Origin of the sequence: Burkholderia sp. Bp8992 (assembly GCF_003853705.1) — a bacterium.
Classification (GTDB): Bacteria; Pseudomonadota; Gammaproteobacteria; order Burkholderiales; family Burkholderiaceae; genus Burkholderia.
Genome location: NZ_QTQI01000019.1, coordinates 148,959 through 163,780, shown reverse-complemented (window position 1 = coordinate 163,780; position 14,822 = coordinate 148,959). Strand labels below are relative to the sequence as shown.

13 protein-coding genes and 1 pseudogene are annotated in these 14,822 nt (G+C 61.2%); 10 read left to right on the top strand and 4 right to left on the bottom strand.

The annotated features are described in order from the left end of the window. Together DIE03_RS25890 and DIE03_RS25885 are read right to left on the bottom strand one after the other, a co-directional pair. Positions 1-416 (bottom strand): annotated as a pseudogene (locus tag DIE03_RS25890) (fumarylacetoacetase); the annotation flags it as partial. Between the two features lie 13 nt (positions 417-429). Continuing rightward, a complete protein-coding gene (locus DIE03_RS25885) occupies positions 430-1,257 on the bottom strand; it encodes a cyclase family protein (RefSeq protein ID WP_124455156.1) in 828 nt (275 codons plus the stop codon). 167 nt (positions 1,258-1,424) lie between these two features. Here DIE03_RS25885 and DIE03_RS25880 point away from each other — a divergent pair, with 167 nt between their 5' ends. Continuing rightward, positions 1,425-2,126, top strand: a complete 702-nt coding sequence (locus DIE03_RS25880; RefSeq protein WP_059623764.1) for a TetR/AcrR family transcriptional regulator — start codon at positions 1,425-1,427, stop codon at positions 2,124-2,126. Positions 2,127-2,463: 337 nt separating this feature from the next. Further along, positions 2,464-3,351 (top strand): LysR family transcriptional regulator, encoded by an 888-nt coding sequence (locus tag DIE03_RS25875; RefSeq protein ID WP_230948493.1) that lies wholly within the window; start codon positions 2,464-2,466, stop codon positions 3,349-3,351. A 403-nt stretch (positions 3,352-3,754) separates the two neighbouring features. Here the strand turns inward: DIE03_RS25875 and DIE03_RS25870 are convergent, their stop codons facing one another. Further along, positions 3,755-4,102 carry a carboxymuconolactone decarboxylase family protein gene (locus DIE03_RS25870; RefSeq protein WP_124455155.1) on the bottom strand — a complete coding sequence of 116 codons (348 nt, stop codon included), beginning with the start codon at positions 4,100-4,102 and terminating at the stop codon, positions 3,755-3,757. A gap of 739 nt (positions 4,103-4,841) precedes the next feature. On the opposite strand from DIE03_RS25870, the gene DIE03_RS25865 reads away from it, so the two are divergent. The 8 genes from DIE03_RS25865 to DIE03_RS25830 all read left to right on the top strand — a co-directional run bounded on the left by DIE03_RS25865 (position 4,842) and on the right by DIE03_RS25830 (position 13,238). Beyond that, positions 4,842-6,071, top strand: a complete 1,230-nt coding sequence (locus tag DIE03_RS25865; RefSeq protein ID WP_059623686.1) for a CaiB/BaiF CoA-transferase family protein — start codon at positions 4,842-4,844, stop codon at positions 6,069-6,071. 237 nt (positions 6,072-6,308) lie between these two features. After that, complete coding sequence (locus tag DIE03_RS25860) at positions 6,309-6,758, top strand: tripartite tricarboxylate transporter TctB family protein (protein ID WP_260434952.1); 450 nt, start codon at positions 6,309-6,311, stop codon at positions 6,756-6,758. Then, the gene (locus DIE03_RS25855) at positions 6,755-8,305 is read left to right on the top strand and encodes a tripartite tricarboxylate transporter permease (RefSeq protein ID WP_111442767.1); all 1,551 of its coding nucleotides are present in this window, start codon (positions 6,755-6,757) and stop codon (positions 8,303-8,305) included. Before DIE03_RS25860 ends, DIE03_RS25855 begins: the two co-directional genes overlap by 4 nt. Positions 8,306-8,520: 215 nt before the next feature. Further along, the gene (locus tag DIE03_RS25850) at positions 8,521-9,291 is read left to right on the top strand and encodes an enoyl-CoA hydratase/isomerase family protein (RefSeq protein WP_111442758.1); all 771 of its coding nucleotides are present in this window, start codon (positions 8,521-8,523) and stop codon (positions 9,289-9,291) included. Positions 9,292-9,346: 55 nt separating this feature from the next. After that, positions 9,347-10,549 (top strand): acyl-CoA dehydrogenase family protein, encoded by a 1,203-nt coding sequence (locus tag DIE03_RS25845; RefSeq protein ID WP_260434951.1) that lies wholly within the window; start codon positions 9,347-9,349, stop codon positions 10,547-10,549. A 9-nt stretch (positions 10,550-10,558) separates the two neighbouring features. Further along, positions 10,559-11,434, top strand: coding sequence for a 3-hydroxyacyl-CoA dehydrogenase family protein (locus DIE03_RS25840; protein WP_059623696.1), 876 nt, complete (start codon positions 10,559-10,561; stop codon positions 11,432-11,434). Next, positions 11,332-12,120 carry a 3-hydroxyacyl-CoA dehydrogenase family protein gene (locus DIE03_RS25835; RefSeq protein WP_244113375.1) on the top strand — a complete coding sequence of 263 codons (789 nt, stop codon included), beginning with the start codon at positions 11,332-11,334 and terminating at the stop codon, positions 12,118-12,120. The genes DIE03_RS25840 and DIE03_RS25835 overlap by 103 nt, the downstream gene beginning before the upstream one ends. Continuing rightward, positions 12,117-13,238 (top strand): CaiB/BaiF CoA-transferase family protein, encoded by a 1,122-nt coding sequence (locus DIE03_RS25830; RefSeq protein ID WP_059623698.1) that lies wholly within the window; start codon positions 12,117-12,119, stop codon positions 13,236-13,238. The genes DIE03_RS25835 and DIE03_RS25830 overlap by 4 nt, the downstream gene beginning before the upstream one ends. 101 nt (positions 13,239-13,339) lie before the next feature. On the opposite strand, the gene mdtD is transcribed toward DIE03_RS25830, so the two are convergent. Then, entirely contained in the window at positions 13,340-14,797 is a 1,458-nt protein-coding gene (gene mdtD, locus DIE03_RS25825; RefSeq protein ID WP_111442768.1) for a multidrug transporter subunit MdtD, read from the bottom strand. Between the last annotated feature and the right edge of the window lie 25 nt (positions 14,798-14,822).

Sequence of the window (14,822 nt, the reverse complement as noted above, 5' to 3'; positions counted from 1 at the left end):
TAGAAGTCGGTGTAGTCGCCGATACGCACGGGGACGGCATACTCGGCTTCCGCTTGTGATACCAGCGTCTTCCGTACGTTCGGCTCATGCGGACTGCCGGCCCGAAGCAGTTCGAAGAGTGCGTGGCGCAGTGCCTGCCACGCAGGCGGCCCCATATCGAGCAGTGCATTCAGTGTGGTTGCCGTGGCCGCTCGCACGGCCTCGAGTGCCAGGCCGTCCATGCAGCCCGCCTGCTGTAACGCAGCGAGGTCGACGATCTGGTCGCCGATCGCGATCCCGCCGCGCCAGGTTTCGCCGACGCCCCTGCGGCGAAACACGCTGAGTGGCAAATTCTGCAACGGAAAGTCGGTCCCCGCCACGTTGGCCGTTTCCAGCCAACTGCGTTGAGTGACGTCGTGTGTGTGATTCAGTTCCATCGAGGCTCCTTGCCTATGCGGTTCGATGCGGGTCGCAAGCTGTTGCATTGAGGGCGTCGTCGAAGATCGCGACTGCGCGAGTCCAGCCGGCGGAGCCGCCCCGGATTTTGTGCGGGAAGCACGAGATGAAGAAGCCGTGAGGTGGCAGCACCTCGAGATTGTGGAGTTTCTCCAGGTGGCAATAGCCGATCTTGCGGCCGGCCTTGTGTCCTTCCCAGATCAGCGATGCATCACGCGTTTCGGCATATTTTTTCGCGGTATGGACGAACGGCGCGTCCCAGCTCCACGCGTCGGTGCCCGTCAGGCGAACCCCTCGCTCGAGCAGGTACATGGTCGCGTCGAAGCCCATGCCGCAACCCGAGGAAACATAGTCGGGTTGTCCGTAGCGCTTGCCTGCACGCGTGTTGACGACGACGATTTCAAGCGGCTTGAGTTCGTGCCCGATGCGCACAAGCTCGGCTTCGACGTCGGTAGCGGTCACGACGTAGCCATCGTCGAAACCGGTGAAATCGAGCTTCACGCCGGGCTGGAAACACCAGTCGAGCGGGACTTCGTCGATGGTTGTCGAACGCTCCCGCTCGCCCTTCGAATCGTTCATCGTGCTGTGGAAGTGATAGGGCGCATCCAGATGCGTCCCGTTGTGTGTGCTCAACTGGATGTGTTCAATGGCCCAGCCTTTCTTGTCCGGCAGGTCGGTTTCCTGCAGTCCGGGAAAGAAGGCCGTCACGGCTTTGGCCGTATTCCGGTGCGTCAGATACTGGATCGTGGGGCCGTAACCCGGTGGATCGGAAATGACGTCGTTTTCCAGATAGATCGAAAGATCGACGAAGCGTCGTGTCATGTGCGGTTGCTCCTGGTTTGGGGGACTTACCACCGACGCCGCATGGCAGCGTTCACGTTATGTGGACTGTACGATCGTACAGTCAGTATCGTGTTGGTGTAAACTGACGTCGCGTAATGAACGGATTGGCATTCGCGGCAATCGAGCCACAGGACAGCGGAGACACCATGCAGGCGAAGGAAGTCACGGGAAAGGCGACCGGTGTACGGGGGGGGAAGGGAGCGCAACAGACGGTCGAGACGAGCAAGCGCGAGCGGGTGCTCGACGTGGCGGAGCGGCTGTTTGCCGAAGGCGGTTTCGATGGCGTTTCGATGCGGGATATTGCGTCGGCGGCAGACGTTGGCCTGCCGTTGATCGTGTATCACTTTGAGACCAAGATGGGCCTGTACCGCGCGCTGTTCGAGCGCCGCAAGACGGTGCTCGACACCCGGTTGGCTTTGCTTCGTGAACCGGTCGCCGCGGGGGAAGACCCCCTCGAGCATATCGTGCGCGCATTCGTGCTCCCGGTGATGCAGATCCAGAATACCGAGTCCGGACTTGCGTATGCCAAACTTGTTGCGCGCGAAGCTTCCGATCCGCGCGAGGCCGAGCGCGGCATCGTTGCTGAATATTTCGATCCTTTCGCGGCGGAATTCATCAGCGCAATCAGGAAGACGCTGCCGGGCCATAGCGCCAACTATGCGCACTGGGCCTACTTGTTCGCAGTGGGCGCGTTGGTGATGAGTGCGTTTGACAGCCGCATCGAGCGTATCTCGGGCGGCAAGGTCAAGGCCGGCGCCCTGAAGCGCAAGGCCGAGCATCTGGTGACTTTCATTTCCGCCGGCATTCGCGCTGGCGCGACCGCTGACGCGCGTGCGTCAGCGGATTAGGCGGCACCTCGTCGTCGAACGCCACTTGCAGTCCAGATTGCTTCCCGGTCCTCAACGCTTCGATGACGCGGCTGGAGTCATTTAGGATTCGGCTGTTGGCGTTCGGCGTTTCCGTGAACCGTGACAGCAGTACCGCTAACGCGCGATTTGTCGGCAGCGCCGCCAGAATTCACCGCGTAAACTACGAGACCATGGCGAGCCTAGGCTACGCTGCGGCAAGCGACAGTAGGGCGAGGTCGAAGGGGTTCTTGCGTGGTGCGGTTCATTGAGCGAAATGCTCGCGAAATCAGAGAGATATTTAACCGGAATTCTTGACATGCAAATAAATCGATCTGATATGGCTGATCTGATCTATTTCCTGGCTATTGCTCGACAAAGGAGCTTTAGTCGTGCGGCGATAGAGCTCGGAGTAAGCGCCTCGACACTGAGTCATGCCCTGAAGGGGCTCGAAGCTAGACTGGGCGTCCGTCTACTAAACCGTACGACGAAGAGCGTCACGCTGACCGCTGCGGGAGATGCGTTGGCGGCGTCGATCGGCATGCCTTTCGAGGCGATCGACACGGCTCTGGAGACCCTGAATCGCTTCCGGGATGCGCCTACAGGCCGCATTCGGGTCAATGCGGCCGTCGAGGCTTCGACGTTGCTGTTGGCACCGGTGCTGCCGACATTTGTCGAGCGCTATCCTGACGTGGAACTGGATATCGTCGCGAGCAACCGTTTGGTCGACGTGACGGAGGGGGGCTTTGACGCGGGTATTCGCTACGGCGGAACGGTTCCGGAGGACATGATCGCGCAGCGCCTTTCGGCCAATATACGTTGGGTCGTTGCAGGGGCACCCGATTATCTTGGCCGCTTCGGTATCCCAAATCACCCCAATGATCTGCTCGAGCATCGTTGCATTAGCAATCGCCTTGGCGACGATCGAATTTACCGATGGGAATTCAAACGCGGCGATGAGAAGCTCGAAGTGGCGGTACCGTCGTCGTTGACGGTCGATCATGCTGAAACCGGACTCGTCGCAGTACTCGGCGGAGCTGGGCTGATGTATTTTCCCGAACCGTTCGTCGCGACGTATGTCAGGGAGGGGCGGCTGCGTCTCGTGCTGAACGACTGGGCGCCTTCGGAACCGGGTTTCTACATTTACTATTCGAGCAGACGTCAGATGCCGACTGGCCTGCGCTTATTGATCGATCTTGTCCGCGAACTTCAACCGCTTGGATTGTAACCGGTGCCGGTGACGAACACATGATTCTTGGCTCTGAGTCGCTGACGCTTGTCCATACCGGCGCGACGGGGCCCATGCCGATATCGAAAACAAGTATCGTGATCTGGTGGGGAGTACGTTTGGCGACGAGATTGCCGAGTCGTTGTCGGACCTGACCATACCTGATCATGAAGCTCGAAGAGGCAGAAAGCATGCGGCAGATAGGGAGCCTGTTCACGCGCATGTGATCTGGCGGCGCCGCAACGACCATTTCACTCCATCCGTACGTGCTACGTCACCGGAAGTCTTTTCGGCATGGACGGTCGCTTCATAGCGGGCGCGTTCACGGAAGCCGCCGCGGCCGTTCTGCGGTCGACCCCGATGGCATATGAGCATCTCGTACCGAGAAGGGACCGCGCGTTCGTCAGGTCTGAGCGGGCTGGGGAGTATCAGCTTCGGCGCAGGCCTCGTCCAGCCAGATCAGGGCCTGGGCCGCTTCGAATGCAACCAGCGACACCCCCATTCCGCACAGCAGCAAACCTTCGAGCTGCACTTTGGTCACGCCGCGCGACAACGCGCGCAATGCATGAACCTTGAAAGGGATCTCGCGGCCCAATACCGCCAATTGCATCGCGAGCATGATTTCGCAGGTTGCTTCGTCGACATTCTCAGGCGGAAACAGTTGGCCGCGCATCTTTCTGTAGTGCGACATGGCGTCGGGATTGGCTTCAACAAGGCGTTGAGACGACGGTTTGCGATCGAATGTGTTCATGGCGGGTTTTAGTTGGATGTCACATATCTCGACACTCGACGGCTTCGCGAATCCGCGACCGGCACGCCAAGCGCTGGAGGGACGTTCGGCGACGCAGATTCCATGCCACGCACGTTTGTGGTGATGTGGTCCGCTCCGGCTGCGTGCAAAGCTATGCACGGTCGAAATCGTTTCGCAGCGAGCGCGCGTCTGAACCATGTGCACGGCAAGATCGCACGACCGGATCGGTATCACATTTCGCCGCAGACGGATACCCTTGAGCCAGCAGTTGGCGGATTCGCAATGCACAAGTAGCGTTTCCGCGCCCCTTCCACTGATCGTCAATCCGCGAAGCCAACGATGCCCGCCGCCGCATGAACTGGCGTGTATTTCGCGCTGTTCGCCATCGCACCCATACCGACGGCGAAACTCCATTTCGCCGCCGCATGTCAGGTGTTCCGAACCATCTGCACGGTAGAACGCGTTTTATTCGATAAAAAAGCTCGCGTGATGCCGTTGTCGACGTCGCGGCTCAACGAGATTTTCAGCGAGCATCGGCGGCGGTGTCTGCCCCGACGACATGTCCATGCGTTTCGTCGACATGCTGACCATGCCAACGACACGCATGCGAGTCGAGGTGTGCGCTTGCTAGCCGCACGGGGCGGTTATCTGGCAAACGTGTTTGGGAAGACGATCAGCGCCCGTATGGCACGGGACTTGCCGTGCGAATGCTGCTGCTACCAATTTCCTGACAAAAAACATGAACGCATTCGACCCATTGCCCACTCTCTGCGAGAAAACCCCTTTGAAACTACTTGACGGGGTGCGCGTGCTGGACCTCACTTCGTCCGTTGCAGGACCGTACGCCACGCTGCTGCTCGCGGATTTCGGGGCGACGGTCGTCAAGATCGAGCCGCCTGGCAAAGGTGACGACGTGCGCGCTTGGGGACCCCCGTTTCTTGATGGCGAGTCGCTCTGGTATCTCAGCGTGAACCGCAACAAGCACAGCCTCACGCTGGATTACAGCAAACCCCAGGGACTCGAGTTGCTCAAACGGATGGTTGCAAGCGCCGATGTCGTGGTTGTCAACAGGACCTCGCCAATTCAACGCAAGCTGGGTATCGACTACGCGAGTCTCCGACAGGTCAACTCGCGGCTTATCCATGCTTCGGTGTCGGGTTTCGGTCTCGATGGCGAACGCAGCGACATGCCGTGCTACGACCTGATCGCCGAAGGCTATAGCGGTGTGATGGATCTGACCGGCGAGGCGGATGAAGGCCCACAAAAAATCGGTACGCCCGCTGCGGACCTGCTGGCCGGCAGCGATGCGGCACTCGCGGTGCTCGCAGCGCTCGTCGATCGCAATCGTACCGGACACGGACATTGTATTGACATCTCGATGATCGAGAGCATGACCCGCTTCATGACGCCGCGAATCGTGCCTTATCTCGGCTCCGGGGAGGTGCCGCGCCGTTCGGGGGGGCGAGACAGCGTCATCGCCGTCTACCAGGTTTTTCAGGCTGCCGACGCGCCGCTCACGATCGGTCTGGGCAATGATGGGATCTGGACGCGATTCTGGCGCGCGGTAGGTGAGCCCGAATTCGGACAGGCTGCCAGCTACACGAGCAACAGCGACCGGCGTCGTTTGCGTGACGAGATCGTCGAAAAGATCCAGTCCATCATCGGCACGAAGCGTCGCGATCACTGGCTCGACATCTTCCGAGATGCCCGTATCCCGGCTGGTCCGATCAATCGGATCGACGAAGTGGCAGCAGATCCCGAACTGCGTCGCCGCGGATTCTTCTATGCGGTTCCCCGCGGTGACGCGCAGATTCCGCAGGTGGGACTGGGCATCCATGTCGACGGGAACTCACATACGTTTCGCAAGCCGCCACCTCGGCTCGGCGAGGACAGCCAGGACGTGCTGCGTGCGTGGCTCGACATTGAAGCTGACACACTTCGACAACTGAAAGAGGATGGCATCGTGTAATCCCTATCGGCAGTCCGTGTCATTGACACGGTGGCGCGCGATTTGCGTGACTGCGATCGAGCCTCGGAACCATTCATATACATCCGATGGAGGAGACATGACATCGACATCTTCATTTCACCGCTCATGCGTCGCGGATACAGCCCGCGCATGCGAACAGTATCCCGGGCGACACGGAGAAGTTCGCCGAATCGGTCACGAGGCAGACAGGGGGGCGGCATGGCGCACGCACGTGGCTTGAACAAGGACGTTTGGGGCGGCTTGCTGATGACGTGTCTCGGGCTATGGGTTGCCGTCGATTCCATTTCCTACAGCGTCGGTACATTGACGCGCATGGGGCCCGGTTATTTTCCGCTGGTGCTCGGTGTGGTTCTCGCGCTGACCGGTATTGCGATCGGTATCAAGGGGATGAAGGGCGGTCCCGATGAACGACGCAGGGGACGCCGGCTGGAGTGGAAAGCATGGGTGCTCATTTGCGCAGGCCTCGTCGCGTTCGTTGTATTCGCCAAATATCTGGGGCTGGTTGCGGCGACTTTCTCGACTGTTTTCATTTCAGCGCTCGGTGACCGGAACAATTCGTGGCGTTCTGCGACCGTGCTTGCACTTGCGATGGTTGTCGTCGGCGTCGTCGTATTCGGATGGGCGCTCAATGTACAACTTCCGCTATTCACGTGGGGTGGCGCATGATCTGGCAAACGCTTCATGATCTCTGGTACGGCTTTTCGGTCGCGATGCTGCCGCAAAACCTGATGTGGTCGTTCTTCGGAGTGCTGGTCGGAAATCTGATCGGCGTGCTCCCCGGCATGGGCGCGCTATCGACGATCGCGATGCTGTTGCCGTTGACCTACACGATGCATGCCGTGCCGGCATTGCTGATGCTGGCCGGCATCTTTTACGGATCCCAGTACGGCGGCGCAATCGGCGCGATTCTGCTGAATCTGCCGTCTCATCCTCCGCACGCGGTGACGTGCATCGACGGCTATCCGCTGACGCAGCAGGGAAAGGGCGGCACTGCGCTCGGCATAACGATGATCTCGTCATTTTTCGCCGCCTCGGTCGGCATCGTCGTGATGATCGTCGCGTCTCCGCTGCTGGTGAAAGTCGCGTTCGAATTCGGGCCGGCCGAGATATTCTCGATCATGCTGCTCGGGTTGATCGCCGGATCGACGATGGCTCGCGGCTCCGCGCTCAAGGGGATCGCGATGACGACGCTCGGCCTCTTGTTCGGCATCGTCGGAACGGATGTCAACACCGGGGTCGAACGATTCACGTTCGGTCTGGTCGACCTGTCCAACCATCTCGAACTCGTTGCACTGGCAATGGGGCTGTTCGGCGTGGCGGATTTTCTCCGTAACGTCAACCGCGTGCATTTCGTCGGCACGAACGCGAAAGTACGTCTGCGCGACATGCGGCCATCGCGGGCGGAACTGAAGCGTTCGTTCATGCCGATGGTGCGCGGCACGCTCGTGGGCACACTGTTCGGTGCGATCCCGGGTACCGGCCCGACAATTACGACGTTCATCGCGTACGCGCTCGAACGCAAGGTGTCAAAAACGCCGGGCCGGTTCGGCCATGGCGCGATCGAGGGCGTGGCGAGCCCCGAAGCGTCGACGCATTCGAAGACCCAGGTCGATTTCATTCCGACGATGAGCCTCGGTATCCCGGGAGATGCGGTGATGGCACTGCTGCTAGGTGCGTTGTTGATCCAGGGATATCAGCCGGGACCGCAATTGATCACGGAGCATGCCGATCTGTTCTGGGGTTTGATCGCGAGTTTCTGGATCGGCAACGTTCTGTTGCTGATTCTGAACGTGCCGATGATTGGCATCTGGGTGAAGGTGCTTCAGGTGCCGTATCGGTACATGTATCCGGCGGCGCTGTTCTTTATCGCCGTGGGCGTCTACAGCACGAACAACAGCCTGTTCGAAGTGGGCGAGGTTTTGGTATTCGGCCTGATAGGCGCCGTGCTGCTGGCACTGGAGTTTCCCGTCTCGACCATTCTGCTTGGATACGTGCTGGGCCCGATGGTGGAAGAGAATTTTCGGCGATCGCTACTGCTGTCCCGCGGTGACGCGCTCGTGTTTTTCGAACGTCCGATCAGCGCGGGGTTCATGGGCATCTGCGTCGTGTTGCTGGTGGCGCAATTGTTCTTCGCGTGGCGCGCGACCAGAAGCCGGAGACAAGCCAAATCATCGGACGATCTTCGCTCGATCGAGGGCGCTGGGGCTGAGTAGGTGGGAACGGTCATGCCGCCGCTGCATCGTGGCTGCATGCCGGCAGTCATACCGGTCGGCCTGCAGTTGTCGCGGCGGGCAACACACTGTCTTTTGTGCGGACACTCGCTGCGCTGCAAGTGTCGATATAGGGAGATTCCGGTGTTGGCGCGATGTTTGCTTATTCATGGTGGACGGGCGAAATGTCGCCTTCCGAATGTAGTCAGGAGAATGGCATGCCGATTCAAACCAGTGTCGAAGGTCCGATTGCGTATATCACGCTGAACCGGCCGGAGGCACTCAACGCACTGAGTTTCGAAGTCCTGCAGGAATTTTCCGATGCGCTCGATCGAGTGTCCGCGTCGGATGCGCGCGCGCTGGTGATCACCGGCCACGGCGACAAGGCATTTTGCGCGGGCGCGGACATTCGCGAATTGATGGGCCGGGATCTTGTCGCGGAGCGGGACGGCGCATTGTTCGGCCAGGCGACGTTCGCGAAGCTCGACCGTTTGCGCATTCCGTCGATCGCCGTCATTCATGGCTATGCGTTCGGCGGTGGTCTGGAGCTTGCAATGGCGTGTACGTTCCGCATTGCCACGGCAAAGGCGAAGGTCGGCTTGCCGGAAATCAAACTCGGCCTGATTCCCGGTTACGGCGGCACGCAACGCCTCCCTCGCCTCGTGGGCCACGCGCGGGCGCTCGACATCGTCATGTCCGGGAGAACCGTCGGTGCAGAGGAGGCGGAGCGTATCGGTCTCGTGAACTGCATCGTCGAGGACGGCGATCCGCGGGCGCTCGGGGCCGAGTATGCGCAGCGCTATATCGGCTTCAGCACGTGTGCGTCGCTGTTGGCGCGCGAAGCCGTGTGCCGTGCCGCTGACGTCGATCTCGGCGAAGGGCTGCGTATCGAAGCGGATTTGTCGACGCTCGCATACCGCACGCAAGACGCGGCCGAAGGCATGCGCGCCTTCATCGAAAAGCGCTCACCGGTATTCAAGGACGCTTGACGCGGATATAAACGAGGGCGCGCCCACGGCTGGTGGACTGCCGTCGCCGATATCGGTGCGTCGATGGTTATCAATCGAATCGGAACATGGAATGAACATACTGGAGAGAATCGATTCTCACATTCGCCTGAGCGACGACGAGCGCATGATCGTGGACAGCGTGCGCGCGCTCGCTCGAGATCGGATTGCGCCTCACGCGGCCGAGTACGACCGTACCGGGACGTTTCCGCAGCAGAACATCGACGCGATCAATGAACTGGGCCTGAATGCCATGTTCATCCCGGAAGCGTACGGCGGTGCGCAGTTGTCGTTCACATGCTATGCGCTCTGCGTGCGCGAGATCGCGAAGGCGTGTGCAGCGACCGGCATTATCTGGGCAACGAATTTCCACGCGATCAAGCCGCTGATCGAGTATGGCAGCGAAGCGCAAAAGCAGCGCTTTCTGCCGGCAGTTGCGGGCGGCGCGCTCGCATCGTTGGCGATTACCGAGCCGGGTGCCGGCTCCGACGCGACCGGCATGCGGACGACGTTCCGCGAGGATGGCGGCGAGATCGTGATCAATGGCGGCAAGACGTTCATTACAAACGGGGATGTTGCGGACCTGTATCTGCTGTTCGGCAAGTGGGACGGCATCGACGATCCGAAGCGCGCGATCTCGGTGCTGATTCTCGAGAAGGGGACGCCTGGCCTCAGCGTGATCGGCCTGGAAGACAAGATGGGCACGCGCGCGTCGGGGACGGCGACGCTGTCGTTCGACAACTGCCGTGTACCCCGGGCGAATCTGATTGGAGAACCCGGAGACGGATTGCGAATTCTGCTGGGTTCGTTGAACCGATCCCGGCCCAGCGTGGCTGCGCACGCGCTCGGTATTGCGCGCGGTGCATTCGAGGATGCCGCCGCGTATATCAACGAGCGCAAGCAATCCGGCCGCAAAGTGATCGAGTTCCAGGGCGTTCAATTCATGCTGGCGGACCTCGCGTCGGAACTCGCGCTGTGTGAATCGTGGCTTTGGCAGGTTGCCGGGATGATCGACGCCGGCGAAACGGATTTCGGGATCGAAGCATCGATGCTGAAGATGCGTGCATCGGATGCAGCGATGCGTATCACGACGGATGCAGTCCAACTGCTCGGCGGCTACGGATATTGCTCGGATTATCGCGTCGAACGGCTGATGCGCGACGCGAAGATCACGCAGATCTGGGAGGGAACCAATCAGGTTCACCGTCAGCTGATCGGCCGCAGCTTCATTCTCAAATAGGAGACGCGCATGGCGCAAATCAAGACAGTCGGAATCGCGGGTGGCGGAACGATGGGCACGGGTATCGCGATCGTCGCGGCCCGGGCGGGCTTCGTGACGCGCGTGTATGACGCGCGGCAGGAGGCGCTGGAGCGCGCACGCGGCCAGACCGAAGGCTTTCTAAGGAAGTCGGCGGAGCGCGGCAAGCTTCCCGCCGACGCGGTGCCGGAGATCATGTCTCGCTGGCACGGGACGACGAAACTCGACGACCTCGCCGATTGCGACGTCGTGATCGAGGCCGTGTTCGAGGATCTGGCCGTCAAGCATCAGCTATTCAGTGCGCTGGACAAGGTGTGCCCGGCACATACGCTGTTCGCATCGAATACATCGACGATCTCGATCACCGAGATCGCGGGCGGATCGGGCCGGCCCGATCGCTTCGTGGGCATGCATTTCTGCTTGCCGGCCCAACTGATGAAACTGATCGAAATGTCGCCCGGGCTGAACACGAGTGACGAGTCGTTCGAGCGCGCATGGGCGTTTGCGGAAGCGCTGGGTCAGCGTCCGGTCCGGACTCAGGACACGCCCGGCTTCATCCTCAACTACTTCCTGATACCGTTCAACAACGACGCGATCCGGCTCGTCGAGCAGGGCGTGGCGGAGCCGGCCGACATCGACAAGGCAATCAAGACCGCGCTCGGCTATCCGATGGGCCCGCTCGAGTTGCTCGACCTGGTCGGCCTGGATACGCAGCGCCTGCTTTGCGAAGCGATGTACGGGCTCACGCACGAAGCGCGCGCCGCATGTCCGCCGCTCGTCAGACGGATGATCGCGGCGGGCCGCCTCGGCAAGAAGACGGGGCAAGGCTTCCACACGTACAACGACACGAAGATGTTCGGAGCATGACGATGAGCTATCGCATTATCCAGAACGGCGAGAGCCGTTCATTTCAGGGCGGCCACGCATTCGTCGAAGCGGCGCGCGATGACGCGGCGGCGCGCGTTTACATCGACTCGAGGGCCGGGACGGCATTCGTGCGCGACATAGGGGGCGGCTGGAACCCCGCAGATGCGCCTTTCGTTCTGGTGGAGCTGGGTCACGAGTGCCTCGCGGTTCATACCGGTGATTCTGCGTCGGCCGATCAGCGCGGCAACGCAGCACCGAACGTGTTCGGCTTCGCGCGCTTTCGACTGGGCGATGCCGAGCCGAGCCGGCTGATCGAGCTCGTCAAGCCGGCTCAAACCGACGAATCGGCGCTCGCGCAGGCGAAGCAGGTGTTCGAGGACGCCGGCTTCGTCGTCGCTGTTTGCGGCGACTTTCCGGGCCGAATCGTCGATCGGCTCGTGCGGCCGTATTACAACGCTGCGCTGCGCCGTCTCGACGAGAAGCTGGCCACCGCGTCCGATCTCGACACGACGCTGCGTCTCGGGCTCGGGTATCCGGAGGGGCCGATCGCGCTGCTCGAGCGTACCGGTCTGAGTCATCACTATCGTGTGACGCAGGCGCTTTATGAAGCACTGGGCGACAGTGCATATGCGCCCGCACGGCGGGCCCAGGTCGCATATCGGCGAATGGAAGGCGGCGAGCGATGAATCAGCCTCTGCAGGGTGTCAAGGTCGTCGATTTGAGCACGCTGTTGCCCGGCCCGCTATGCACGTTGCTGCTGGCCGAAGCGGGGGCGGACGTCGTCAAGGTCGAAAGGCCCGCCGGCGGCGACGAAATGCGTTCGTACGTGCCGAAGGCGGGGACCGACAGCGTCAACTTCGGTATGCTGAACCGTGGCAAGCGGTCGGTGGCGCTCGATCTGAAGAGCCCCGCCGGTCGAGACGCGGTCCTCGCACTGATCGACGATGCGGATGTGCTGGTCGAGCAGTTTCGACCGGGCGTCATGGCGCGTCTCGGTCTCGGTTACCAGGAAGTGGCGGAGCGAAATCCGCGCGTCGTCTACTGCTCGATCACCGGCTACGGCCAAAGCGGACCGAAGGCAGGCGTCGCTGCTCATGACCTCAACTATCTCGCGGAAACCGGGATGCTTGCGCTGTCCTGTGGTCCGGACGGTGCGCCTGTGTTGCCGCCGGCATTGATTGCCGACATCGGCGGCGGTGCGTACCCCGCGGTCATCAATATCCTGCTGGCGCTGAAGCAGCGTGACGCGACCGGAAAGGGCTGCCGGCTGGACATCTCGATGGCCGACAACCTGTTCACGTTCATGTATTGGGCGCTGGGCAACGGCACGACGGGCAACGGTTGGCCCACGCCGGGTGGCGAGCTGGTGACGGGCGGCACCGCACGGTATCAGATTTACAGAACGCTCGACGGCCAGTATCTTGCCGCCGCACCGCTGGAAGAGAAATTCTGGAAAAACTTCACCGAAGTGATTGGCGCGTCGGAACTGGCGACGAAGAATGGTGACGAACCTGGCGTCACACAGCGGGTGGCGGAGCTGATCGCCGGCCAGACTGCCGAGACATGGCTCGAACGTTTCGCGGGGACCGACACATGTACCGTGCGTGTTGTCCCACTCGAGCAGGCGGTCACGGATCCGCATTTCACCGGCCGACGACTGTTCGATCGCAAAGTCCGGATGCCGGGCGGGCAGGTCATCGACGCGCTGCCGGTGCCGATTGCCGACGCGTTTCGCGGCGACGCTTCAATCGGTGACGCCCCGGCGCTCGACGCGGGCGGCGGCGGTGTCGGACGCGACGGCTAAGCAACGACGGCGATGTCCCGTTTCACTTTCGGGGGCCACGAGCCCCCTTTTTTGTCAAAGGCCGCGCGATCCGGGGGGGCGCTCCAAATCTTCGTGTTCGGTCACCCCTCCTTGGCAGGGCTGCTGCGAACGGTCATCACACCTGCTTCAGGCGTCAACCGTGCGAAGACCAGTGCCGACGACGCGGTGATGATGCCGATGCACGCAAACGTCGCGTGAAAGGCCGTCAGCGTCTGGGAATGCGTGTGGCGGCCAAACGTCTCCATGAACTGGTCGAGCAACGTACCGGCAATCGTCACGCCGAGACTCATCGATAGCATCTGCGCGAGAGAGAAGAGACTGTTGCCGCTGCTCGCGCCTGCCGTTCCGAGGTCCCTCAGCGTGATCGCATTCATCGCGGTGAACTGCAACGCATTGACGGCGCCGAACAACGCAAACTGCGTGACCTGGAGCCACGGCGGCTGCGGCGGCGATATCAACGCGAAGCTCGAGATCGTCAAACCGATTGCGAGCGTATTGACCAGTAGAACCGTGCGATAGCCGCAAGCCGTGATCAAACGAACGGCCAGAGGCCTCACCGCCATTCCGGCGGCCGCAACGGGTAGCATCATCATGCCGGCGTGAAAAGGAGAGTAGCCGAGGCTTACCTGGAGCAGCAACGGCAGCAGATACGGCATGGCTCCACCGCCAAGTCTCGTGAGCAGATTGCCCAGCAAACCGATCCTGAACGTGCGGATGTCAAACAATTTCAGCGAAAACAGAGGGTCCGGGACGCGGGTCGCATGGACGCAGTACATGACGATGCCGGCGAATGTCAGCGCGACGAGGCCGATCACTGCGCGACGGGTCAGCCCGAATTCCGCAATTCCGTCGAGCGCAAGCGTGATCGACAGCATCGGGATCGCGAGCATCAGATAACCGAGGAAGTCGAATCGAGCGGACCCAGGCAACGGTTCTCCGGGCATGTAGATCGCCGTCGCCGCGCACCCGAGCGCGCCGATCGGCACGTTGATCAGAAATACCCAGTGCCATGATGCGGATTCGGTGAGCCAGCCTCCGAGCATCGGACCAATCAGCGGTCCGACCAGGCCAGGAATCGCAACGAACGTGAGGGCCGGCAGGTAGCGCTCGGGCGGAAACGATCGAATAACGGCGAGCCGACCGATCGGCAACAGCATCGCCCCACCTATACCCTGCACGACACGGAACAGGACCAGTTGCCCAAGCGCTTGCGCATTCGCGCATAACAGCGATCCGAGCGTGAAGACGACGATGGCGGAAAGAAATACCCGGCGCGTGCCGAGTCGATCAGCCAGAAATCCGGAAACCGGAATCATCAGCGCCATCGTGAGCGAGTAGGCGACGACCACCGATTGCATATGGAGTGGCGCTTCGCCGAGGCTGCGCGCCATCCCCGGTAGTGCCGTATTGACGATCGTGGTATCGAGCGTCTGCATGAAGAACCCGGCCGCGACCAGCCAGAGCGTGATTGTCAGCCTGCGGTCATGCGTGCCGCTTGTCGTGCGGTTGCGTTGTGGCAGATGCGGAGTGCAGCCCATGATGGTTACGGTGCTGATGAAGGGG

Coding starts and splice junctions, on each gene's coding strand:
- DIE03_RS25885 (WP_124455156.1), bottom strand. CDS start 1,257: ATGACACGACGCTTCGTCGATCTTTCGATCTATCTGGAAAACGACGTC.
- DIE03_RS25855 (WP_111442767.1), top strand. CDS start 6,755: ATGATCTGGCAAACGCTTCATGATCTCTGGTACGGCTTTTCGGTCGCG.
- DIE03_RS25870 (WP_124455155.1), bottom strand. CDS start 4,102: ATGAACACATTCGATCGCAAACCGTCGTCTCAACGCCTTGTTGAAGCC.
- DIE03_RS25865 (WP_059623686.1), top strand. CDS start 4,842: ATGAACGCATTCGACCCATTGCCCACTCTCTGCGAGAAAACCCCTTTG.
- DIE03_RS25875 (WP_230948493.1), top strand. CDS start 2,464: ATGGCTGATCTGATCTATTTCCTGGCTATTGCTCGACAAAGGAGCTTT.
- DIE03_RS25840 (WP_059623696.1), top strand. CDS start 10,559: ATGGCGCAAATCAAGACAGTCGGAATCGCGGGTGGCGGAACGATGGGC.
- mdtD (WP_111442768.1), bottom strand. CDS start 14,797: ATGGGCTGCACTCCGCATCTGCCACAACGCAACCGCACGACAAGCGGC.
- DIE03_RS25850 (WP_111442758.1), top strand. CDS start 8,521: ATGCCGATTCAAACCAGTGTCGAAGGTCCGATTGCGTATATCACGCTG.
- DIE03_RS25835 (WP_244113375.1), top strand. CDS start 11,332: ATGTCCGCCGCTCGTCAGACGGATGATCGCGGCGGGCCGCCTCGGCAA.
- DIE03_RS25830 (WP_059623698.1), top strand. CDS start 12,117: ATGAATCAGCCTCTGCAGGGTGTCAAGGTCGTCGATTTGAGCACGCTG.
- DIE03_RS25880 (WP_059623764.1), top strand. CDS start 1,425: ATGCAGGCGAAGGAAGTCACGGGAAAGGCGACCGGTGTACGGGGGGGG.